Here is a 21125-nt window from a genome sequence, read left to right as displayed (position 1 = left end):
CGCGTGCACGGCGCTGCGCACGCCTCAGCAAGGACACGCCGGGCCGGACTGCCCGGTACTTCAGTCGCTGACGTCCCTCGGGGGTGAGTACCTGCTGGTCAAGCCGCATTCACCAGCAGTCGGAGCGACTGAAGCGACTCAAGGCAGCAGTCGGACTCAGCGGCGCCCTGGGTGCGGACAGGCTCTGAAGCGGGCAGGCAGCGACTCAATCCGTTCAGTCGCTGCCAAGTATTCCAGGGAAAAACCGCAGGTCAGAGCCATTTCACATCGCGAACAGCGACTGAAGCGACTCAAGGTCGGCATTACAAGGACATTCCCGCGTGCGTGTGCGCGTCATATATGTCGGGCTTCAGTCGCTTCAGTCGCTGTTTGGGCGTGGAAACTCCTCTCACCTGCTGGTTTAAGGTCCAGGCAGTGGCAGCGACTCAAACTGGTGAGTCGCTGCCACTCGCCACCGCGAATCGCGTGGCTGTCGGGAGCGGGAGCCTCCGCGATCCGTCCCAGACCCTCCGCTAGGCTGTCCGAGCACATAGTTGAACTTCAGTCGCTTGAGTCGCTAATTGCGATGTGGATGGGCTCTGACCTGCAGCTTTACCCATTCGCCCTGGCAGTGACCCAACTCTAAGGACCCAGTGACCCGGTAGTGACCGCGAGCCTCGTCCCGACCCAGGCCGTGCGACCAGCCCCCGTGGCAGTCGCACGCTGGTGCGCAGGCCACGGCTGGCCGGTTCATCCGCTCGCAGCCGGACGCAAGACTCCCGCGGGGAACTGCATTTCGTGCCAGACCCCCGGCCACACCGCCACCGACTGCCCCTGTCTGACCGCCGGGCGCTGGTGCCACGGATTCCACGCCGCCACCACCGACCCTGATCTGATCACTGCCTGGTGGAACCTCAAACCGTCCTTCGGCGTCGGCGTTGCCTGCGGCCCGGCCAACCTGGTGGTGATCGACATCGACGCCCACCCCCACGCGCTGCCCACGCGCGACCGGCTGCTGCCCGGCATCGCCATCCCCGAGAGCATCAACCTGACCGGTCTGGCCAATGGCTTCCACACGCTGGCCCTGCTCGCCGCCCTGCGCAGAGTCCTCGACCCGGCCGAGGACGAGAACACCCTGCGCGTCCGCACCCCCTCCGGGGGCCTCCATGTCTGGTACCGGGTTCCGGCAGGGCAGACCTGGCTGTGCTCGACCGGTACGGGCAAAGGCCGAGCCCTCGCCTGGCAGGTCGACGTCCGCGCCACCGGTGGCTACATCATCGCCCCCGGAACCACGACGCAGGCCGGCACCTACGCCCCCGTCGGCACCTGCCGGACCCCGGCCCTGCTCCCGGAATGGCTTGCCATCGAACTCTCCCGTACCGGGCACCGTCAGGACCCGCACCGTCACCACGAGCGGACCCAGCCCGCCTCGGTGATCCCTCAACGTGCCCGTGAAGCCGTCATCGCCGCAGGCGGCGGCCGCGACGCGGCCAGCCGAACCCTGCTCGCCGCGCTCCAGGAAGTCGCCGACTGCGCGCACACACCGCAGGGCGCTGGATTCTCGGACAAGCTCAACCGTGCGGCCTTCACCCTCGGCGGACTGGCGGCCGCGGGACACCTTCCCAGTGCCGACGCCGAACGCCGGCTCCTGGCCGCCGCCGTCCAGGCGCGACCAGCCCAGGAACAACGCTGCGCCCAGATCATCCGCAGCGGTATGGCCGCAGGGGCCCGGCGGCCCCTGCACCTCGGAGGCCGGCCATGAGTCCATCCGCGTCCGGGGTCGGGGAGTTCGATCCCAAGGCCACCGCCGAACAGCTGCGACTCCTGCTGGAGGTTCCCGACGCTCCTCAGGTGCCGGTCCCCGCGCAGGGTTCCCCCGTCGACACCGTCAGCAGCCATGGCCTGCTGCCCGACTCGCTGAGTGACCGCGGCAACGCCAAGCTGTTCGCCGACCTCTACCGGCGCGACTACCACCATGTCCCGGGCCTGGGGTGGTACCGCTGGCGGGGCCACCGCTGGCAGCTCGACGAGGACGACACCGTGCTGTGGGCGGCCGGCGACCTGGCCGAGTCCATCGCCACCACCGACCCGAGGGGCCTGTACTCGAATCAGGACCTTGGGCGCCACCGCCGGCGGTCGCTGTCCACATCCGGTATGAACGCGATGCTGCAGCAGGCCAAGACCGCACCGGGGATGGTTCTGAACGCGGCGCTGCTGGACGCGGACCCCTACACCCTGTGCACTCCGGGCGGCGTCGTCGACCTGCGTACCGGATACATCACCGCGCCGGACCCCGCGAAGCACTACCACTCGCGCTCCACCACCCTGGCCCCCGCCGCGATGCCGACTCCGCGCTGGCAGCGGTTCCTCGACGACACCTTCGGTTCGAATGAGGAGGGTCGGCAGGTCGTCGGGTTCCTGCACCTGCTGCTCGGCTACTCGGTCACCGGTGACGTCGGCGCGCAGGTGATGCCATTCCTGTACGGGCACGGGAAGAACGGCAAATCGGTCCTGCTCGATGTGATGATCCAACTGCTGGGCGACTACGCCGATGCCGCGCCCCCGGGGTTCTTGATGGCCAAGGCGTTCGAGGGCCATCCCACCGATCTGGCGGAACTGCACGGTCGGCGCATCATCGTGTGCAGTGAGCTCAAGCCGGGGGATCGTTTCGACGAGGCACGGGTGAAGCTGCTGACGGGTGGTGACCGGATCAAAGCGCGGCGGATGAGGCAGGACTTCTTCTCGTTCGAGCCCACACACAAGCTGTGGCTGCTGGGCAACCACCGTCCCGAGGTCGGCACGGGCGGTTTCGCGTTCTGGCGCAGGATCCGGCTGATCCCGTTCGAACGTGTCGTACCCGAGGCCCATAAGATCGACAACCTGGCCAACGTCCTGGTCACCGAGGAAGGCCCGGGCATCCTGGCCTGGCTGATCGAAGGAGCACGCCGCTACCTGGCCGGAGACCGGGACCTGCAGGGCCCGCAGCGTGTCCAGGTCGCCACGACCGCGTACGCGGAGACCGAGGACCACGTGGGGCGGTTCATCGCGGAGTGCTGCAAGCTCGACCCGGCCATGCGGGCCGAGCAGGCACCCCTGTACAGCGCCTACACCCGGTGGTGCGGATTCGAGGGAGCTAACCCGGTCTCAGCCCGGGCCCTGGCCACCCGCGTTCGCGAAGCTGTCGGAATCGCCTCGCCCAAGGAGATGATCCTCTCCAACCAGCGCAAGTACTACCCAGGCATCGGACTGATCGCCTCCGACCAAACCGAGGAGCCGACGTGAGCGCGTTGATCGACTCTGGCCAGCTCGCCCACGAAACCGACCTGGTATGGCTCGAGGACATCACCGACCTCGAGTACGTCCGGCAGTCCCTGGACCGCCTCCCCTCCCGCCGCGGCAAGCCTTCCTTCCACCGCGACGGACGTATGGTCGGCTACGCGATCCTGGGCTCCACCGCCAAACCGTCGCGCCAATCCGGCACCCACCTGCGCCGCGTCTTCTGGCTAGCACCCCACGACCGCGACACCCAGCCCCGAGGCCTGTACGCCACCGGTGCCCCCTCGGAGTCCGTCGACCCCCGTACGCTGGCCCCCACCCAGACGGGCTACAAGACCGAACGCTCGGAAGGCGGACCGGCGTCACCGGCGATGCTGGAACTGGGAATAACCCTTCCCAAGGCGTAGCCACGCGCTGACGCCAGCTACGTGCAGGTGGAGCGACATCGAAGGCCCGGTCGCGCGGTACGCGCAGGCATGCAACTGCGGCGCGCTGGGGTTGGCATTCCCATATCTGGGCATTTCGTGACGTATCGTCAGTTTGCGTACGCCGACACGCCTCGCCTGAACCAGTGATGGCACCGGCGCATGCGTGACCGCAGCAGTCCGGGTCCCCGTGCATGACGCCAGGTCAGCCGAGCAAGCGCGTCCGAGGGCCAGCCCCGTCCAGACCACGCCCCAGAGAGGCTTTCATGATGCCCGTCGTCACCCGCCGTCTAGGTGTGATCATCGCCACGGCTCTTGCCACGGCAGCGGCGCTGGCCACGTCCGCGCCCAGTGCTCCCGCTGCCGACCGTCAGGCTCCGCGCCACGGCGACGCCTGGCACGCGGTTTTCGCCCAGACCAACAACCTGTTGGGTAATCAGATCGTCGCCTACCACCGTGACCGGCAGGGACGGCTGAGCCAGGCCGACACCTACGACACCGGCGGCCTGGGCGGCATGCTGACGGGTTCGGTCGCCGACCATCTGGCCTCCCAGGGCTCGCTGACCTACGACCGGCACCGCGGCCTGCTCTACGCGGTGAACGCGGGCAGCAACACCGTCTCCGTCTTCACCGTTGAGGGCGACCACCTGGATTTGCGCCAGGTCGTCGACTCTGGTGGTCAGTTTCCGGTGAGCGTCGCCGTCCACGACGATGTCGTCTATGTGCTCAACGCCCTGGACGGCGGCTCGATCCAGGGCTACACCATCGAGGGCGACCATCTGCACAAGCGCGACCGCTGGCACCGCAGCCTCGGACTCGACCCGAACGCCACCCCGCAGTTCACCAACACCCCGGGCCAGGTCGGCTTCGTACGCGACGGCTCGCAGCTCGTGGTGACCACCAAGGCCAACGGTAACAACCTCGACGTCTTCGCCATCGACGACTCGGGAGCACCCTCGGACACACCTGTGGTGACCAACCTGCCCGGCGCGGTTCCCTTCGGATTCGTCCCCAACGGCCATCGCGGCATCTTCCTGACCGAGGCCGGCCCCAACGCGCTGGCGACCTTCGACATCCACCACGACGGGACGGCGCAGCAGAAGGCCTTCGCGGCCACCGGCCAGTCGGCCACCTGCTGGGTGGTGTCCATCGGCGACCTGCTCTACACCTCCAATGCCGGCAGCGCCACCATTAGCGGCTTCCGCGCCGCTGACCGCGGCCGCCAGCTCACCGCTCTGGGTAACACCGGCACGGACCCGGGCACCATCGATGCCACGGCCTCCTCCAGCGGACGCTTCCTCTACGTCCAGACCGGCGTCAACGGCATCATCGACGAATTCACCGTCAACGACGACGGCACCCTGACCCCACTGGGCACCGCGGCCATCCCCAACGGCGCTGGCAGCGAAGGTATCGCCGCATCCTGACCCCCGCAACCGGTCGCACCGCGCGCCGCCGCACAGCAGCCGCGGACCCGGGATACGGATGACGACCCCACATCAGCAGCCGCTGGCTTCCCGGTGCACGTGTCGGTGGGCGGGATATGCCCGCCGACACGATCCGCCTCCGGCATCGCTCACGGGCACGAGGCGGGGCATGGCGGCGACCTACCGCACAGACCCGCGCTGGTGGCGGTGCGCACGAGCCCGCAAGCGGTCGGCGGGCTGCCCGCGGTATCCGGACGACCGTCATGGCGACCCGCACTCTCCGGCGGTCTACGGCACTGGTGGGCGGGCCGGGAATCCGAGCGTCTGGGCCGTCCCGGTTCAGCACCGGGCCCCACGGGGAGCCCGGCGGCGACTCTGGTTTACCCCGCCCGCGGGAGCCCGAAGGCCGACCCAGCCGCCTTCGGTAGGCCGACGGCGGCGCCGGCCGGCCCGTCCGTGTCGGGCCACCTCGACAACACCATTACGGTCGAACTGCCGAAATTACGGTCGAACTGCCGAACCGATCACCGTATGCTGACGGCTGACGAATCGAAGTCAAGGCTTACGGTCGCCGGACTGAATACTGGCGAAAATACCTGATTTTCCCCAGCGCAAGAAGTTCCGGGAACTGATAATGAGCCCGAACGGTACTCGCCTTGACGCCAAAAGGGTTGTTTTGCGTGCCATGCGTATCAATGATCGCCTGATGGTAATGCATACCTGCACTGGATTGCGAATTGAATCCGATCCGAGCGAAACTCCCTTCAGCAACGTCCCATGGAGTGATGATGCGTATTAGGCTCCTGTTGAACACGGCCACGGCGGCCGCTCTCTTGGTCGCCCTTTCCACAGGCACTACCACGGGCGCGGAGGCGGCCAGCACCGCCACTACGTTCTCCGTCGGCGGTGCCGCCCTGACCGTCACGGCACCCGCGACCGCGGACCTTGGAAGCGGGACATTGGGAGGCACGGTGAGTGGACAGATCGGCGTGGTGACGGTCAACGACGCCCGGGGCGCCAATCCCGCCGCGTGGAGTGCGGACGTGTCATCCACCGCCTTCACCACAGGCAGCGGTGGGCCCTCAGCCACGGTCCCGAACAGCGACGTCAGCTACTGGTCAGGACCGAGCACGGCGACGTCCGGCAGCGGGACGTTCACTCCGGGTGAGGCGAACGCCGCTGCCGCAGTGACGTTGACCACCTCTCAAGAGGCCTTCAGCATGACCGGCGGCGCCGGCGGCAACAGCTGCAGCTGGAACCCAACGGTCATCGTCGCCCTGCCCTCCACGCTCCAAACCGGTTCATACACCGGAACCGTCACCCACTCGGTGGCCTGACGGATGCTTCGCCGCTGGATGGTGCCGCTGTTGATCGCCGTGCTGTTCACCGGCGTGGGAGCGGCACCGGCCGGCGCGCACGGCGCCGGGGGCCACGGCGCCGCACCTGCCGCCGGGATCGGGATCAAACTGCTCGAGGCCCCCGTCAGTCGCCGCGATGACCCGAGAGCGCACACCTACATCGTTGACCACCTCGCGCCCGGCAGCGTCATCAAGCGGCGGGTGGAGGTCACCAACGAGTCCGCGACCCTGCGGCATATCGACCTCTACGCGGCAGCGGCCTCCATTGACGACAACGCATTCGCGTTCGCTCCCGAGCACACGCCCAACGAATTGAGCACCTGGACGTCATTGGACCGCACAGGGGTGGACGTACCGGCGTGGGGCAGTTCACCCGTTCAGGTTTCCCTCCACGTGCCAAACGATGCGTCAACCGGTGAACGCTACGCGGTGATCTGGGCGCAGGGGGCCGTAGCGCCCGACCAATCGCACAGTGTGACGCTGGTCAACCGGGTCGGAGTGCGCATGTACATCGACGTCGGTCCCGGCGGCGAGCCGCCTTCGGACTTCCGGATCGATAAGGTGACCCCGGCGAGAACCCGGGACGGTCGGCCGGAGTTGTGGGCACAGGTCCGCAATACCGGCGGGCGTGCCGTTGACCTCAGTGGAACGCTGTCCCTCAGCGGCGGTCCAGGAGGTTTGCGCGCCGGCCCGTTCACGGCCGAGACGGGTACCACACTGCTCCCCGGCGGTCATGCGCCGGTCACGGTGCTGTTGGACAAGCAACTGCCTGATGGTCCCTGGGCCGTGGACCTCACCCTCAAAAGTGGCCTTGTCGTACGCGAGGTCAATGCCGTCGTCACGTTTCCCCACACGCCCGGGGCTACGGGCAACGCCGTCGAACTGGGACTGGCCCGGTGGCGTACGCGCCTGGCGCTGGCTGCCGTCGCGGCGCTCGTACTCGCGGGTGTGGCTGGGTATCAATTTCGTCGGGTCCGGCAACGGGCGTGAGGGACGCTCTGGGGCCATGGGATTCACCCGGTCCGTTTCCACCGTCATGGTCGTTTGTTCTGTGCTGCGGCGTGAACTGCCGCAAACGGGGCTGCAACGGGATTCCGACCGGCTGAACCGCCGTCAGGGCCAGCCACAGCCTGCCTTCGGCTAATTCACCGTGCGTGGCAGGCTTGTCCGCCATTTCGGCGTGAGCAGCCCCAAGCGCGTAACGACCCTGTCGATCGTGAGCTGTGGAACGGGGACAGCGCGGTGGCCGAAGTCTGGCGCGTGCCCTTGAACGAATCGGATTGTGCGGCCCGGGCGAGCGGCCTTTGGTGTGACTTTCATCGGTTGATGGCGTGGATACTCAGTGGTATTCGGCGTGTCCCCCCGGGCTCGGCTTCACCGGCGCGAGCGACTCGGCTTGATGAGTAGCCAGAGCAGCATGTGAGGGTCAGTCGGGTGTGCCGGGTGGCTGGTGCGGGTGAAACAGGGCGGCGCTCAACGCCTGCCCGGCAACCTCGGACGACTCGGGACCGGCGCCGCCGAGTTCGCTGGCGAGGATCTGCCAGGAGGCATGGCTGGTCATCGTGAAGGCGAGGGCGACCGCGGTGGATTCGGGCACGGCGAGCACCCCCTGCTGGCGGGCTCGCGCGATGATCTGGCCGAGCACCCCGCGGCGCCAGGCTCGGATGGCGCGCACCTGTTCGTCTAGGTCGGGGAAGCCGCGCAGGGACAACAACACTGTCAGGCGCGGCCCCATCACCGCATAGCGCGAGTAGTAGGCGCGTACCGCATGGCGAAGCTGTTCTTCAGGCTCGGCGTCGGGGAGGCTCATCGCCTCGACGGCGGCCCGGGTCTGGGCCGTGTGGTGCACGAACGCGGCGCTCAGGAGGGCGTCACGATTGGGAAAGTGGTTGTAGAGCGTCCTTAGGGCCAGATCGGCACGGTCGGCGACTCCTTGGAGGGTGATCGCGCCACCTCCGACGGCGACCAGCTCAGCGAGGGTGGCGTCGATGAGCTGCTGGCGTACGGCCGCTGTGGCGGGCGCCCGTTTCTCCATCGAGTAGCGGCGAGGCATGCGTCCAGGGTACCTATTTACATGCACATCTGCACGCACTAAAATTGGTTCTGCGCCACCGCGGACGGTCCGGGCACCCGCCCAGGAGCCGACATCTGAGCCGAGTGGCAGCGTTGGCGCTGGAACCGCTGCATGTGGCGGTCGCTGATCATCGAAGGAGGATCGGTGATGACAGACCAACGAGCTGCAGACGTGGTCGACGCGCTGGTGGAGAGCATCCGGTGCGTGATCCGGGACAAGAACGTCGACTACGACGAGTTCCACGCCGCAGTCGCCTTCCTGGTGCGGCTGGCCCAAGCAGGCGAGATCCCGTTGCTGTTCGCGGTCATGCTCGAGGCAACGGTTGACGAGGTCACCCACGCCGCCAGCACGGGCTCGACCACGACCATTCAGGGCCCGTTCTACGTTCCCGGCGCCCCGCTCCTTGCTCCCCCCTGCAAACTGCCCCGCCGAAGCGACGAACCGGGCGACCGGCTGGTGGTGTCGGGAACGGTCAAAGGCACCGACGGTACGCCCCTGCCAGGAGCGGAACTGGACATGTGGCAGGCAACAGGGGAGATCCCAGGGCGGTACTCCAACGTCCACCCCGGCCTTCCCGACTACAACCTGCGCGGACGGCTCCGGACCGACGATCGCGGAACCTTCGAGGTGGAGACGGTGGTCCCGGCCCAGTACGAGATCCCCAAAGACGGCCCCACCGGGGAACTGTTCCAGCTCGCCGGTCGAAGCGCCTGGCGACCGGCACACCTGCACTTCAAGGTCAGCCGGCCCGGATACCGAACCCTCACCACCCAGCTCTTCTTCAGCGGAGACCCCTACCTCGACCAGGACGCCGGCAACGCTGTCAAACCAGACCTGATCATCCCTCTGGAAAAGATCACGACAGAGGACGCAGTCGGCTTCCGGGCAACGTATGACTTCGTGATCGAACCGCAGGTCTCGGCCTGAGCCGAGAGACTGTCGGGAAGGAGGCACGGGGTGCGGCCCGGTCTGGCCGCGCCCGGGAAACGTCGCGTCGCGAGCGCAAGGGGTTCGCGGCCGACACCAGGCCCGGGTATCGCGCCCGGCGACGCAATGCCCGGAGCCGCCCCTGCATCCAGGGTCCCCTGCAGTCCACCGCCGGGCCTCGTTTCCCGGGGCTGCTGACGCGGCCCCCGCCGGGACGGGGAATCCTCCCATGATCGGCATCACCCACCGGTCCCGCCGGACCGGCAGCAGACTCCTCACCGTCGGCGCGCTGCTCGCCCTGGCCATGCCGGCCCTGGCGACCACTGCGTCGGCCCAGCCCCCGCAACTGCTGGGGTTCCACAGCGAGGCCGAACATCAGGCAATCCTCGGTGTCGTGCAGCACCGCCACCGAGCTGCACTCATCGGCTGCATCCGGGACGGTGACACATTCGGTGGCGTAGCCGGCTGTGCCTGCTCGGTGCGGTGCCCATGCTCGGCACCCTCCTGTACGCCCCAGGCGCAGCAGCCGGAAACTCACTTGCGCCGGGGAGGACGTCAGGCGACGGAATGTGTGATTGTTCCGGTGTAGGTGCCTGCGACGGCCGCGGCGGGCACCGCGACGACGAGGGTCGGATTCCAGCTCGCACTGGTGCTCAGGACGCCGACGGTCATACTGAACGCGGTCCGGGAGACCGCGAGGGTCTGTTCGTTCGCGGCGGTGGCCTGCCCGGGGGTGAAAGTGCCCAGCCCGGTGGTGGCGGTGGCCGGGCCGGACCAGTAGGAGAGGGACGATTTCGCAACTGTCTCGGGGGCGGTGCCGCCGCCGGTGGTGAAGTTCGTCGCCGAGACGGTGGCCGTCCAGGATGCGGCGACGTTGCCGTCGGTTACTTGCACGGTGCCGAGATGGACGCTGATCGTGCCCGAAGGGGCGCCAGAGCCCAGGTTCGCGCTGGAGGGCACACTGATCGAGAGCGAGGTGATGACCCTCAGGGTGAAGCTCTGGGTGGCGTTGGGTCCAGTGCTGTTGCTGGCGGTGATGGTCAGCGGGTAGTTGCCGACGGTGCTGATGGAGGCGGGCGTGCCGGACAGGGTGGCGGTGCCGTTTGTGTGGCCGGTGAAGCTGACTCCGAGGGGCAGCGATCCGGTTTTCGAGAGGGTGGCCAGCGGGGTGCCCGTCGTGGTGACGGTAAACGTTCCGAGCACGCCGACGGTGAAGGTGACCGTGTTCGCGCTGGTGATCGCCGGTGGCTCCGGAGTGCTGTTGAGTAGCACCGACACCTTGCTCGAGTCGTAGTCGGCAGTGACGAGATCGAGGTAGCCGTCGCCATTGAAGTCGCCCATCGCGACCCAGGCCGGGCCGCCGCCCGTGGTGAAGTCGGATTTCGCCGCGAAGGTGCCGTTCCCGTTGCCCGTGAGGACCGACACCGTGCCCCCGAGGTAGTCAGCCACGGCCAGGTCGAGGTGGCCGTCACCGTTGAGGTCACCCACCGCAATCGACTCCGGGCCGCTGCCGGTCGCGTAGTCGACCTTGGTCGCGAACGTGCCGTCCCCGTTGCTCAGCAGTACCGAGACCGTATTGTCGTTGTAGTTGGCAACGGCGAGGTCCTTGCGGCCGTCGCCCCGAAAGTCCCCGACCGCCACTGACCATGGGGCGTTGCCGGTGGCGTAGTCGACCTTCGCCGCGAACGTGCCTGTCCCGCTGCCCAGCAGCACCGACACGCTGGCCGCGTTGTGATCGGCGACGACCAGATCGAGGTGGCCGTCGCCGTTGAAGTCGGCGACGGCGACGGACTGCGGGGTGGAGCCGGTGGCATAGTCGACCTTGGTCGCGAACGTGCCGTCCCCGTTGTTCAGGAGCACCGACACGGTGTCCGAGGCGTGGTTGACGACAGCCAGGTCATTGCGGCCTGTCCCCCGAAAATCCCCGACCGCCACCGCTTCCGGGTTGGTACCGGTGGCGTAGTCGACCTTTGCTGCGAACGTACCGGTCCCGCTACCCAACAGCACTGACACCGTGTTCGAACCGTAGTTGGTGGTGATCAGGTCGAGGTGGCCGTCGCCGTTGAGGTCGGCGACTGCGACCGACTGCGGGTTGGCGCCGGTCGCGTAGTCGACCTTGGCCGCGAACGTGCCGTCCCCGTTGCCCAGGAACACCGACACGGTGTTCGAGGCGTAGTTGACGACGGCGAGGTCCTTGCGGCCGATCCCCCGAAAATCCCCGACCGCCACGGAGAACGGGGTCGTCCCGGTGGTGTAGTCGACATGCGCAGCGAAGGCCAGTGTCCCGGCCGCCTCCGCGATATGGGGTGAAGTGATCGACAGCAGCGCTGCCAGCAGGACCATGACCAGCGAATCCGCTCCACGCCGAAGCTTTGTCATATGCACACGATAGGGAGGCTTCTGTCCGATGCGGATCCGACGCGCACGACTGAGGAAATCACCCCATTTCTGCTGTAACCTACGCGCGCGAGTGACCGATTACGTGAGCAGTCGACCTTTCCATCTGATCAGCTCAGCCACTAATGGAAGACCAAAAGAGGTAATCCCTCCTAGCATGGAATATGCCATCTACGTGCTGAAGGTTTTGCGAAGTGAGTTTGGCGCTAATGTGTCGGTGATAGTGCGTGTGCTATGTGGTGGCGTGAGCGATCTCGGCCCGAGTCGGCCGTGTCGCGATGCGGGCAGCCGTCGCTGTCGCTCCCTTGCTGGGGAGACCCAGCGACGGTGTTTGCTGCCAGCGCTCCACCCCGTCCGCCTCTCTTGGAAGGTGCTCATGTGTCACCGTTTTAGCCTGCTGCGGCGGCTTTCGCTCGGCCTCGCCGTCCTGGTCCTGATGACCCTGGTCGGCGCTCCTGGTACCGCCGCCTCCGCCGCTACCGCGAATCACCCCGGCTCCGCACGCCCGTGGACGAAGTCCTGTCAACGGCACCAGGACCCGCAGCGGCTCGTACGCTGCCTGCGCAAGCACATCCGGCACGAGCCGACATCCCGATCGGGCACGTCGAAGCGTCGCCAGAGCCCGACCATCAGCGAACTGGCGACCCCCACTGACGCGGCGGGCCCGTGGGGCATGACCAGCGGCCCGGACAGCGCGCTGTGGTTCACCGAGAACTCCGCGAGCGCCGTGGGGCGCGTCACCACGGCGGGCGCGTTCACCGAGTACCCGACGCCCACCACGGGCTCGGGGCCGGGGGAGATCGCCGCCGGCCCGGACGGCGCGCTGTGGTTCACCGAGTCGAACAGCAACAACATCGGCCGGATCTCCACCAGCGGTTCGATCACCGAGTACGCGGTCCCGACCTCGGGCGCGTTCCCGTGGGGTATCGCCGCCGGGTCGGACGGCGCACTGTGGTTCACCGAGCCGGACGGCAACAACATCGGCCGGATCTCCACCAGCGGTTCGATCACCGAGTACGCGGTCCCGACCTCGGACGCGTACCCGTTGAACATCACCGCCGGGCCGGACGGCGCACTGTGGTTCACCGAACTGCTCTCCGGCAGCATCGGCCGGATCACCACCAGCGGTTCGGTCACGGAAACCGCAGTCCCCTCGCCCAGTTCGCTGCCCATCGGCATCACCGCCGGGCCGGATGGCGCCCTGTGGTACACGGACGGTGGCACCTCGCAGATCGGAACGCTTACCACGGCAGGTGTGTTCACCGCGTACGCGCTCCCGGATGTGTTCCCGCTCCCGTGGGGCATCACCACCGGCCCGGACGGCGCCCTGTGGTACACCGCGTCGTACGACAACAACATCGGCCGGATCACCACGTCAGGGACGATCTCCGAGGTGCCGGTCCCGACCTCCAACGCGGACCCGCTCGACATCAGCACCGGGAGCGACGGCAAACTCTGGTTCGCCGAGAACGGCCCGAGTCAGATCGGAACGTTGACGCCCTGAGAGGGCGAGCCCAGGGCGCGTTGTCCCCGTAGCCCGCGGTGGTCTCGGCGTCCGGCGTGGTCGGGTCCCGAGTACTGAGCTCGTCGAGCATCTCCAGGGCGGGGCGCCAGCCCGGCCGGTGGGCCTCGCCCTGGGGTATGCGGTACCGGGTTCTGCGGCGTTCGACGTAGCGCCTCGGCCAGGTCGTCGGCGTGCTCAGGGTTCCAGGAGGCCGCGCGCAGCTGAGCCCTTGTCAGGGCTCCACGGTGAGGAAGTTCGCGCGGCCGGAGCCGCTGGAGGTGTTCGCCGACCTGGTCGAGGGCTGCTGTCGGACCTGCGCCGGAAGACCAGCACCACTGCGGTGACCCCTCCCGCCCATCTCCAAACGACCGGTCAGAAACAGTCACAAGAAGGTTGATCTGCTGCTCTAGTGCACGGTCCGCGAGATCTGCGCACGGGGGAATCGGTCCGCGATTTGAGGAGCGGGCAGCACGTCCGGATTCCACTTGTGGGGCATGTGCAGGGTGGGGAATTTCGGGATCGTGGCCTGGTTATCTCCGGTGAATATATGAGTACTCCTGCGGGGCGCGTCGAACAGGCAAATTGAATGGTTTCTCGCTGTGGTTCGGTAGAAGATGCGGATCAAATGACTGGATTCGGTATCCCTGATCCGAGGAGAGCGCGTTCATGCAGCTGAGGTATGCACTGCCTGTGACGGCCGTCTTGATGACTGCGGTGGTTACCGCGCCGGCGTACGCCGCGCCGGGTGACACCACCACGACGTTCATTGTCTCTGGAGGGTCTCTGGGGATCACGGTGCCGGGTACGGCGAGTCTTGGCAGTGGTACGCCGGGTACCTCGATCTCGGGGCAGTTGGGTGCGGTGCAGGTGACGGACAACCGTGCCCTGCTCACGGCCGCGTGGACGGCATCGGTTACCTCCACAAGCTTCAAAACGGGTGGGGGCACCGCAGCGGAGACCGTTCCCACTACTGATGTGTCGTACTGGTCGGGGGCGGCGACGGCCACCACCGGGCTGGGCACTTTCACCCCCGGGCAGGCCACCGCGCCTGCGGCGCAGAACCTCAGTGTCTCGCGCACGGCGTTCACGCTGACCGCGGGCACCGGGGACGACTCCGCGACATGGAACCCCACCATCGTGGTCACGCTGCCGGCGGCCGCGGTCGCCGGCACGTACACCGGGACGGTGACTCATTCGGTGGCGTAGCCGGCTGTGCCTGCTCGGTGCGGTGCCCGTGCTCGGCACCCTCCTGTACGCCCCAGGCGCAGCGGCCGGAAGCGAGAAGCCAGCGGGCACGATTCTTATCCGGTTGCTGGAAGCGCCTGTCAACCGGCAGGCGGACCCGCGTGCGCACACATACATCATCGACCACCTCGCGCCCGGTACGGTCATCCACCGCGGACTTGAGGTCGCCAACACCTCAGACACAGTGCAGCATGTCGAGTTGTACGCGGGTGCGGCCACGGTCGGAAACGGCACGTTCACGTTCGCGCCTGACCACACCACGAATGAGCTGACCGGCTGGGTGCGTCTGGACGGCACCGGGCGCGAGGTCCCCGCGCACGGCAGCGTGCGGGTCGAAGCCACGATCACCGTGCCGCGGACCGCCTCGCGCGGCGAGCGGTACGCGGTCATCTGGGCGTCGGACAGCGGTGCGTCGGACGCGGCGGCCAGCGTCCGGATGGTGAACCGGGTTGGGGTACGCGTCTACCTCGACGTGGGACCCGGCGGCGAGCCCCCCTCCGATTTCCGAATCGACAACGTGACCGCCGCGCGTACCGCTGACGGCACACCCGAGGTCCTCGCCAAGGTCCGCAACACCGGTGGGCGCGCTCTGGACATGAGCGGATCCCTGGAACTGACCGACAGTCCTGGATTCTTCAACGCCGGCCCATTCCCCGCCAACCGGGGCACGACACTGGCCGTGAACGAAACCGAAGCCATCACCGTGCCCGTGGACAAGAACCTGCCGGACGGGCCATGGACGGCCGACCTCACTCTCGCCAGCGGACTGGTCCAGCACGCCGTCACCGACAGGCTGACCTTCCCGCACGCTGCCGGCACCAGCGGACCGATCAAACCACTCCCGGCCGACAGCCTTACCCCGCTGCTGGAAAGGGTAGCTGCCGCGGCCGTCGCGACCTCCGTTGTGCTCGTCGGCTCCGTCGCCTACCGCAGGGGGCGCCGCAGACCGGCCCGCACGCCGTAGGCCCGGCTGTCCACCAGAACTCGTCAGGATCCAAGTGAAGTTGCCGGAGTTCGGTGGACGGCTGCGGGACAGGCGAAGGGGTGGCCGCCGTGCCGTTTCGGGGTCTGTCGTCGCGGTCACTCGGGTTCGAGGACGATCCACACCTGGCCGGGATGAAAGGTCATGGGCTGGCCGGCGAAGTCGAACGCGGTACCGCTGGTGGCGTCGGGGCGCGACCAGGTGCCGTCGTAGGCCTTTCCGTCGCGCAGCACGATGGCCTGACCGCTGCCGATGGTCGGCGCGTAGGGGGACAGTACGCCCGGGGAGTCCATGAACCCCCTTGGGGACGTGGTCTCGGCCACTTTCTGCACCACGATGGTCGGTGCGCCCATCTGTCCCGCGTCGGTGGTGCCCGCGGGTGCGCCGTCCATGGCCACGAGGTACTTGTCCTGTCCGGCGGACCAGTTGAAGGTGAAGGACGCCGCCGGCATCGTGGCCGTGAAGGTGGCGGTGGGGACGCCGCCCGAGGGCGCGTTGCCGAAACGGAAGCCGACATCGGTGGCGGTCGCCGAGTCGGGGAAGTCTCGAAGGATGTCCGACGGCACCAGGTACTGGTTGTAGGGCGGCACGTTGTTCTGACCCCGGAAGAAGGAGGGGCTGTCCTGCAGCGGCGAGCAGTTGAACACGTTCGCCGCGGCGAGGACCGGCAGGAACCGGGTCAGCGCCCCCGAGTAGGCGAAGTCGACCTTTCCGTACTGCTGCAGGACCGGTAGATCACTCTCCCGGGCGCTGCGCACCGGGCCGATGCGGTTGCCGGGTGGCAGATGGTTGGAGTCGAAGACGGCGAGGAAGCGTGACAGGCCTCCCTCGGCCTCGATCGCGTAGACGACGTCGGCCGAGTCGATGCCGGTCTGCGGACGGGCGTCGACGATGTTGTCGATCTTCACGGCGAGGATGCGCCCGGCCTGGCCGGGCAGGCCGGTGAGGGGCGACACCGGTGCTGCCGGCAGGGTGGTCGCACCGGGCGCCGGTACCGGCGGTCGCGGCGATCCCGACTCCGAGGAAGTCGCGGCGACGCGCGACGAGGTGAGCGTGATCTGCGCCGGTACCGGCGGTCGCCGCGATGCCGGCGCCGGGGGAGACGAGGAACGCGTTCCGGGCATGCTGAGCACCACGCCGATCACTGCGGCGACGACGGGAACGGCGGCCACGGCCACCCTCGCCGGCAGGGGCAGGGACCTCCAACGCGCGCGCATGCGTCCGAGTATGTTTCCTGGTCCCGCCGGTCACCCCCCTGCCACCCCGGGACCACATTTTGGGCCGGAGCACAGGGCAACGATCTCGCCGCAATGCTGAACCGGATCACTGGCAGTGCCCGGCTACCGGCGACAATCCCGTCCCGCCGGTCCGCCGGGTTGACTCGCCAAAGCCGCTGAACCGGCTCAGGGCTGCCCCATATAGTTGAGGATTCAACTGCAGCAGAAGTCGGCCCACCGTGAAGGGTGCGGGCCCCGAGGGACCGCGGGGACCGGGCTGGCGCTGCACCGCGGGTCCGGCGTGCGGCCCGGGTGTGCGCGGTGGGGCTGCAAAAACCTTGCCCTCGGAGCCCTGAAACCGGCAGGAGTCGCCCAACACGCGGGTTCCGCCTCTGCTGGCGGCCGAGAAGCCGGAATCGGCCAGGGTGTTGACGAGGCGCCAATCGGCGAGACGGGAATGTCGGCTCGATTCCGGCGGGACCGGGCAAGCCCGGGCGGGCTTCTTGTGTCCGTCTCAGAATTCGTTCATGACCGAGCGTGACCCGTGTCTGCCAGCGGAGATCCCGGGGACCCCACATCGGGGCGCATCCTCCGGCCCGTTGCCGGTTCACTCGTCCTGTCTAATTTCCCGTCTTCCTTCCTGTAATTGGTTCAGTGGAATCTCATGTGTCTTTCAGTGGCATGCTCAGTTTTCCGCGCCTGGCGCTGCGTAATGTCGTCCACGTCGCAGACGAAACGGCTGGGGCATCAAAATCGCAGTGCCTTTCGAAAGAGGAGAAGAACATGAGCTTTCGCTTCGTTCCGGTCAGGATGAGCAACTGGCACCGCCGCCCCGAGCGGCACGAGGAGCAAGGCCGCCACGGGCGGGACGACCGCCGAGGCCGCCGTAGCGGCCGGCGCTGACAGCAGCCGCAACTCGGGGAAGCGTGACCAGAAGCAGAGGCGGGTCCGCGGCGCAGACGCCCGCGGACCCGCCTCGTCGTTGAGGAGCTGCGTTGAGCACATACACAGGGGCACGGGTCGGCGGCATCGGCGGCGCAGTGTCCGGTCCGGCTGACGGCGCAGCCGCCGTCCCCGGAACCTCCGGGATCGCGACGGCGGCCCAGCCCCGCGCGGGCGGAGGCCTGCGGGCGCTGGCCCGATTTTGGCCGCTGACCGGGGGCGACCGGTTCCGGCTGCTGCTGGTGAGCCTGTCCGTGGTACTGGCAGCGGTGGGTGAGACAGCCGCCGTGGTGCTCTTCGGGGAGCTGACCGATGGCGCGCTGCGCACCGGATCGGTCGCGGCGTTCTGGCAGCCGGCGGGTGCATGGCTGGCCATCAGTGTGGCGACCGCGGTCGTCGGGTTCTTCGGAAACTGCCTGGGAGCGCAGGTCGCCGAACGGTTCGTCATGCGCCTGCGCGCTCGCGTCTTCGCCCATCTTCAGTCGCTGGCACCGGACTTCTTCCAACGCCACCGGAACGGGGACCTGGTTGAGCGGCTCACCGGCGATATCGGGGCGGTCGAGCAGCTGATGGTCTCGGGCCTGATCGGCGGCGTCTCGGCGGTGTGCAGTATCGGCCTGTTCACGGCAGCACTGTTCTGGCTGCGCTGGGACATGGCGCTGGTCGTGCTCTCGCTCGCGCCGCTGTTCTGGCTGGCGGCCCGGTACTTCTCCCGGCGGGTCCAGGATGTGTCGCGGCGCGAGCGGGCCGCCGACGGTGCGATCACCGCGGTCATCGAGGAGTCGCTGAGCGCCATCGAGCTCACCCAGGCGTTCGGCCGCGAGCGTGTCGAAGAACAGCGGCTGGAGCGCGAGGCCTGGGAATGGCTGCGCGCCTCGCTCGCGGCGGTGCGGCTGTGCGAGCTGTATCACCAGCTGGTGACGGTGCTCGAATCCGCGTGTGTGCTCGCGGTGATCGGGCTCGGCGCGTGGGAGGTGGGGCAGCACCGGATGACGATCGGTCAGCTGCTGTCCTTCGCAGCATTCCTGGGCTGCCTGTACCCGCCGGTGCAGTCCCTGGGCCAGCTGGCACTGACGCTGACCGCGGCCGGTGCTGGCGCGGAACGCGTCGCGCAGGTCTGGGACGCGCGACCTGCGGCCAGCGAGCGCCCGGGGCTGTGCGCACCCGGTCGACCGCGCGGCGAGCTGGCGTTCGTGCACGTCGGCTTCCGCTACCCGGGCGCCGTCCGCAACAGCTTGCAGGATGTCTCGTTCAGCGTGCGGCCCAACGAGATCGTCGCGATCACCGGGCCCAGCGGGTCGGGGAAGTCGACCCTCACCACACTCCTCCTGCGCTTCTTCGACCCCCACACAGGTTGCATCACCCTGGACGGCCACCGCCTCGACGAACTGCCGCAGGCCTTCCTCCGCCGGCACGTCACAGTGGTGCCGCAGCGCACCCAGGTACTGCCCGCCACGATCGCCGACAACATCGGCTGCGCCCGCCAGGACGCTACCCGGCCCGATATCATCGCCGCGTCCCGGGACGCAGGGCTGCACGAGGTGATCCTTCGACTCCCGGACGGCTACGACACGCTCCTGGACCCGCACGCGCCCCAGCTCTCCGGCGGTCAGCTGCGCCGCCTGGCCATCGCCCGGGCCCTGCTCCGCGACACACCGGTCCTCGTCCTGGACGAACCCACCGCCGGACTGGACGCCCTGGCGTCGGCCGAGGTCCTCGGCCCGCTGCAGCACCTGATGGTCGGGCGCACGGCTCTGGTGATCACCCACGACCTCGCCCTGACCCGCGCCGCCGACCGCAGGCTCGTCCTCGATGGCGGACGCCTCACCTCGCCAAGGGGATAACGGACCAGACCACACCCCACCCGGCCGCCGGCATCCCTCCGCAGGACGTGTTTCCGTCTGCTGGCGCCGGTGAACAGAACGCTCCTGCCGGCCGACGAGACGGAGCTGCGGGCCGACATCCCTCCTTGTCGCCCAGGCACGACACGACAGCGCCGCAGACACTCGCGACCGGGATCACTGCCGTCAGGGCGCCGGAGGCGACACCGATCGCCGACGCTTGTCGGGGCGGGGTTGTGCGGTTGGCCACCAATTCCGAAATCAACTGAAAATCGACCAAATGCCTCTATGGTGGCCGCATCCGTACTCGTCGGCCCTGGGTAGGGGTGCGGCCTGAAGGACGTGAACTGATGTCGCAGACCTCCGCCTCCGTGCCGGGGCCGTCGGGTGCCCCGGCCAAGGGCATGGCATGGGTGGCGGGCGGCGCCTTCCGGATGGGCTCGGAGGACTTCTATCCCGAGGAGCGGCCGGTTCATCCGGTGTCCGTGGACGGCTTCTGGATGGACGCTGCGCCGGTGACGGTTGCTCAGTTCCGCAGATTCGCCAAGGCGACCGGCTATGTCACCGTCGCGGAGCGCCCCTTGGACCCGTCTGCCTACCCGCAGGTCGACCCCCGGCTGCTCGTGCCTGGAGCCCTGGTGTTCCGTCCTACCCCGGGCCCGGTTCCCTTGGATGATTTCCACCGTTGGTGGGAGTACATGCCAGGGGCCTGCTGGCGGCACCCCGAGGGGCCAGGGAGCACTCTGCACGGCCGGGAAGTGCACCCGGTGACCCAGGTGTCGTTCGAGGACGCGCAGGCGTACGCCGCGTGGGTGGGCAAGCGGCTGCCGAGCGAGGCGGAGTGGGAGTGGGCCGCCCGTGGCGGACTGGAGGGGGCGACGTTCTGCTGGGGCGAGGATTTCACCCGCAAGGCCCGGTACCTGGCCAACACCTGGCATGGACGGTTCCCGTGGGAGAACCTCGCCCTGGACGGCTTCGCCGGCACCTCGCCGGTCGGCTCGTTTCCACCCAACGGCTACGGCCTGCGCGACATGGCCGGCAACGTCTGGGAGTGGACTGCCGACTTCTACGATGACCGCCACCGGGACCCGGCTCCCCGCCCCTGTTGCACGCCGCACAACCCACGGTCGGCGCTTCCGGTGCAGCGCCTGAGCGAGAACGGCTTCCACCGGCGCGTGGTGAAGGGTGGGTCGTTCCTGTGCGCCCCGAACTACTGCCTGCGCTATCGGCCGGCGGCCAGGCAGGGGCAGACCGAGGACACCGCGACCTGCCACCTGGGGTTCCGCTGTGTCCTCAGTCCGAGGGAGGCGGCTACTGGCTGACCGACCGCGGGGGCCGGGCCGGGCTCGGGTCCCGCACCGTCCGCATCACCCGAGGTTGACGACATGTGACTGGTGATCATTGGACTGGAGCAGGACCGAGTTGGAGCATCGCTCGCGCGTCGGGCGCGTTCGGCGCGGTCCGGCGGGCGAGCATGGCGGCATGTCAGAGGCCTTGGATGTCTCCCGGGCCGGAGGGCAGGCGCCACCAG

17 protein-coding genes are annotated in these 21125 nt (G+C 68.3%); 12 read left to right on the top strand and 5 right to left on the bottom strand.

The window, feature by feature from the left end:
• Window positions 1-688: 688 nt before the first annotated feature.
• The 4 genes from ABH925_RS32205 (at window position 689) to ABH925_RS32190 (ending at window position 5107) form a co-directional block, all read left to right on the top strand.
• Window positions 689-1741, top strand: a complete 1053-nt coding sequence (locus tag ABH925_RS32205; RefSeq protein ID WP_370153777.1) for a bifunctional DNA primase/polymerase — start codon at window positions 689-691, stop codon at window positions 1739-1741.
• Window positions 1738-3261, top strand: coding sequence for a phage/plasmid primase, P4 family (locus ABH925_RS32200; protein ID WP_370153775.1), 1524 nt, complete (start codon window positions 1738-1740; stop codon window positions 3259-3261). Before ABH925_RS32205 ends, ABH925_RS32200 begins: the two co-directional genes overlap by 4 nt.
• Complete coding sequence (locus ABH925_RS32195) at window positions 3258-3662, top strand: DUF6009 family protein (RefSeq protein WP_370153773.1); 405 nt, start codon at window positions 3258-3260, stop codon at window positions 3660-3662. Before ABH925_RS32200 ends, ABH925_RS32195 begins: the two co-directional genes overlap by 4 nt.
• A gap of 287 nt (window positions 3663-3949) precedes the next feature.
• Window positions 3950-5107, top strand: a complete 1158-nt coding sequence (locus tag ABH925_RS32190; RefSeq protein ID WP_370153771.1) for a lactonase family protein — start codon at window positions 3950-3952, stop codon at window positions 5105-5107.
• Window positions 5108-5669: 562 nt separating this feature from the next.
• On the opposite strand, the gene ABH925_RS32185 is transcribed toward ABH925_RS32190, so the two are convergent.
• The gene (locus tag ABH925_RS32185) at window positions 5670-5996 is read right to left on the bottom strand and encodes a hypothetical protein (RefSeq protein WP_370153769.1); all 327 of its coding nucleotides are present in this window, start codon (window positions 5994-5996) and stop codon (window positions 5670-5672) included.
• An 82-nt stretch (window positions 5997-6078) separates the two neighbouring features.
• Here ABH925_RS32185 and ABH925_RS32180 point away from each other — a divergent pair, with 82 nt between their 5' ends.
• Both ABH925_RS32180 and ABH925_RS32175 read left to right on the top strand, forming a co-directional pair.
• Window positions 6079-6444, top strand: a complete 366-nt coding sequence (locus ABH925_RS32180; protein WP_370153767.1) for a hypothetical protein — start codon at window positions 6079-6081, stop codon at window positions 6442-6444.
• Between the two features lie 18 nt (window positions 6445-6462).
• Complete coding sequence (locus ABH925_RS32175; protein ID WP_370153765.1) at window positions 6463-7455, top strand: peptidase; 993 nt, start codon at window positions 6463-6465, stop codon at window positions 7453-7455.
• Between the two features lie 436 nt (window positions 7456-7891).
• On the opposite strand, the gene ABH925_RS32170 is transcribed toward ABH925_RS32175, so the two are convergent.
• Complete coding sequence (locus ABH925_RS32170; protein ID WP_370153763.1) at window positions 7892-8518, bottom strand: TetR/AcrR family transcriptional regulator; 627 nt, start codon at window positions 8516-8518, stop codon at window positions 7892-7894.
• 132 nt (window positions 8519-8650) lie between these two features.
• Here ABH925_RS32170 and ABH925_RS32165 point away from each other — a divergent pair, with 132 nt between their 5' ends.
• Entirely contained in the window at window positions 8651-9466 is an 816-nt protein-coding gene (locus ABH925_RS32165) for a dioxygenase (RefSeq protein ID WP_370153761.1), read from the top strand.
• Between the two features lie 555 nt (window positions 9467-10021).
• Here ABH925_RS32165 and ABH925_RS32160 read toward each other — a convergent pair.
• Window positions 10022-11845 carry an FG-GAP-like repeat-containing protein gene (locus tag ABH925_RS32160; RefSeq protein WP_370153759.1) on the bottom strand — a complete coding sequence of 608 codons (1824 nt, stop codon included), beginning with the start codon at window positions 11843-11845 and terminating at the stop codon, window positions 10022-10024.
• 394 nt (window positions 11846-12239) lie between these two features.
• Here ABH925_RS32160 and ABH925_RS32155 point away from each other — a divergent pair, with 394 nt between their 5' ends.
• Window positions 12240-13367, top strand: a complete 1128-nt coding sequence (locus tag ABH925_RS32155) for a hypothetical protein (protein ID WP_370153758.1) — start codon at window positions 12240-12242, stop codon at window positions 13365-13367.
• Here ABH925_RS32155 and ABH925_RS32150 read toward each other — a convergent pair.
• Entirely contained in the window at window positions 13294-13566 is a 273-nt protein-coding gene (locus tag ABH925_RS32150) for a hypothetical protein (protein WP_370153814.1), read from the bottom strand. The genes ABH925_RS32155 and ABH925_RS32150 overlap by 74 nt on opposite strands.
• Window positions 13567-14057: 491 nt before the next feature.
• Here ABH925_RS32150 and ABH925_RS32145 point away from each other — a divergent pair, with 491 nt between their 5' ends.
• Both ABH925_RS32145 and ABH925_RS32140 read left to right on the top strand, forming a co-directional pair.
• Window positions 14058-14573: a hypothetical protein gene (locus ABH925_RS32145; RefSeq protein WP_370153756.1), complete on the top strand. Its 516-nt coding sequence runs from the start codon at window positions 14058-14060 to the stop codon at window positions 14571-14573.
• Window positions 14574-14595: 22 nt separating this feature from the next.
• On the top strand, window positions 14596-15576 hold the full coding sequence (locus ABH925_RS32140; protein ID WP_370153754.1) for a peptidase: 981 nt from the start codon (window positions 14596-14598) through the stop codon (window positions 15574-15576).
• Between the two features lie 116 nt (window positions 15577-15692).
• Here the strand turns inward: ABH925_RS32140 and ABH925_RS32135 are convergent, their stop codons facing one another.
• On the bottom strand, window positions 15693-16550 hold the full coding sequence (locus ABH925_RS32135) for a DUF3048 domain-containing protein (protein ID WP_370153752.1): 858 nt from the start codon (window positions 16548-16550) through the stop codon (window positions 15693-15695).
• 1256 nt (window positions 16551-17806) lie between these two features.
• Here ABH925_RS32135 and ABH925_RS32130 point away from each other — a divergent pair.
• Window positions 17807-19597: an ABC transporter ATP-binding protein gene (locus tag ABH925_RS32130; protein WP_370153750.1), complete on the top strand. Its 1791-nt coding sequence runs from the start codon at window positions 17807-17809 to the stop codon at window positions 19595-19597.
• Window positions 19598-19944: 347 nt separating this feature from the next.
• Window positions 19945-20916, top strand: coding sequence for a formylglycine-generating enzyme family protein (locus ABH925_RS32125; RefSeq protein ID WP_370153748.1), 972 nt, complete (start codon window positions 19945-19947; stop codon window positions 20914-20916).
• The last annotated feature ends 209 nt before the right edge of the window (window positions 20917-21125 follow it).

The organism is Streptacidiphilus sp. EB129 (genome assembly GCF_041262645.1).
Lineage (GTDB): Bacteria > Actinomycetota > Actinomycetes > Streptomycetales > Streptomycetaceae > Streptacidiphilus.
The sequence above is the reverse complement of the archived record's forward strand: the minus strand, read 5'-3'. Positions and strand labels throughout refer to the sequence as shown.

Bases quoted from the DNA above. Each gene is read 5' to 3' on its own strand.
- ABH925_RS32200 (WP_370153775.1), top strand. From the start codon at position 1,738: ATGAGTCCATCCGCGTCCGGGGTCGGGGAGTTCGATCCCAAGGCCACC.
- ABH925_RS32190 (WP_370153771.1), top strand. From the start codon at position 3,950: ATGCCCGTCGTCACCCGCCGTCTAGGTGTGATCATCGCCACGGCTCTT.
- ABH925_RS32175 (WP_370153765.1), top strand. From the start codon at position 6,463: ATGGTGCCGCTGTTGATCGCCGTGCTGTTCACCGGCGTGGGAGCGGCA.
- ABH925_RS32170 (WP_370153763.1), bottom strand. From the start codon at position 8,518: ATGCCTCGCCGCTACTCGATGGAGAAACGGGCGCCCGCCACAGCGGCC.
- ABH925_RS32165 (WP_370153761.1), top strand. From the start codon at position 8,651: ATGTGGCGGTCGCTGATCATCGAAGGAGGATCGGTGATGACAGACCAA.
- ABH925_RS32160 (WP_370153759.1), bottom strand. From the start codon at position 11,845: ATGACAAAGCTTCGGCGTGGAGCGGATTCGCTGGTCATGGTCCTGCTG.
- ABH925_RS32155 (WP_370153758.1), top strand. From the start codon at position 12,240: ATGTGTCACCGTTTTAGCCTGCTGCGGCGGCTTTCGCTCGGCCTCGCC.
- ABH925_RS32125 (WP_370153748.1), top strand. From the start codon at position 19,945: ATGTCGCAGACCTCCGCCTCCGTGCCGGGGCCGTCGGGTGCCCCGGCC.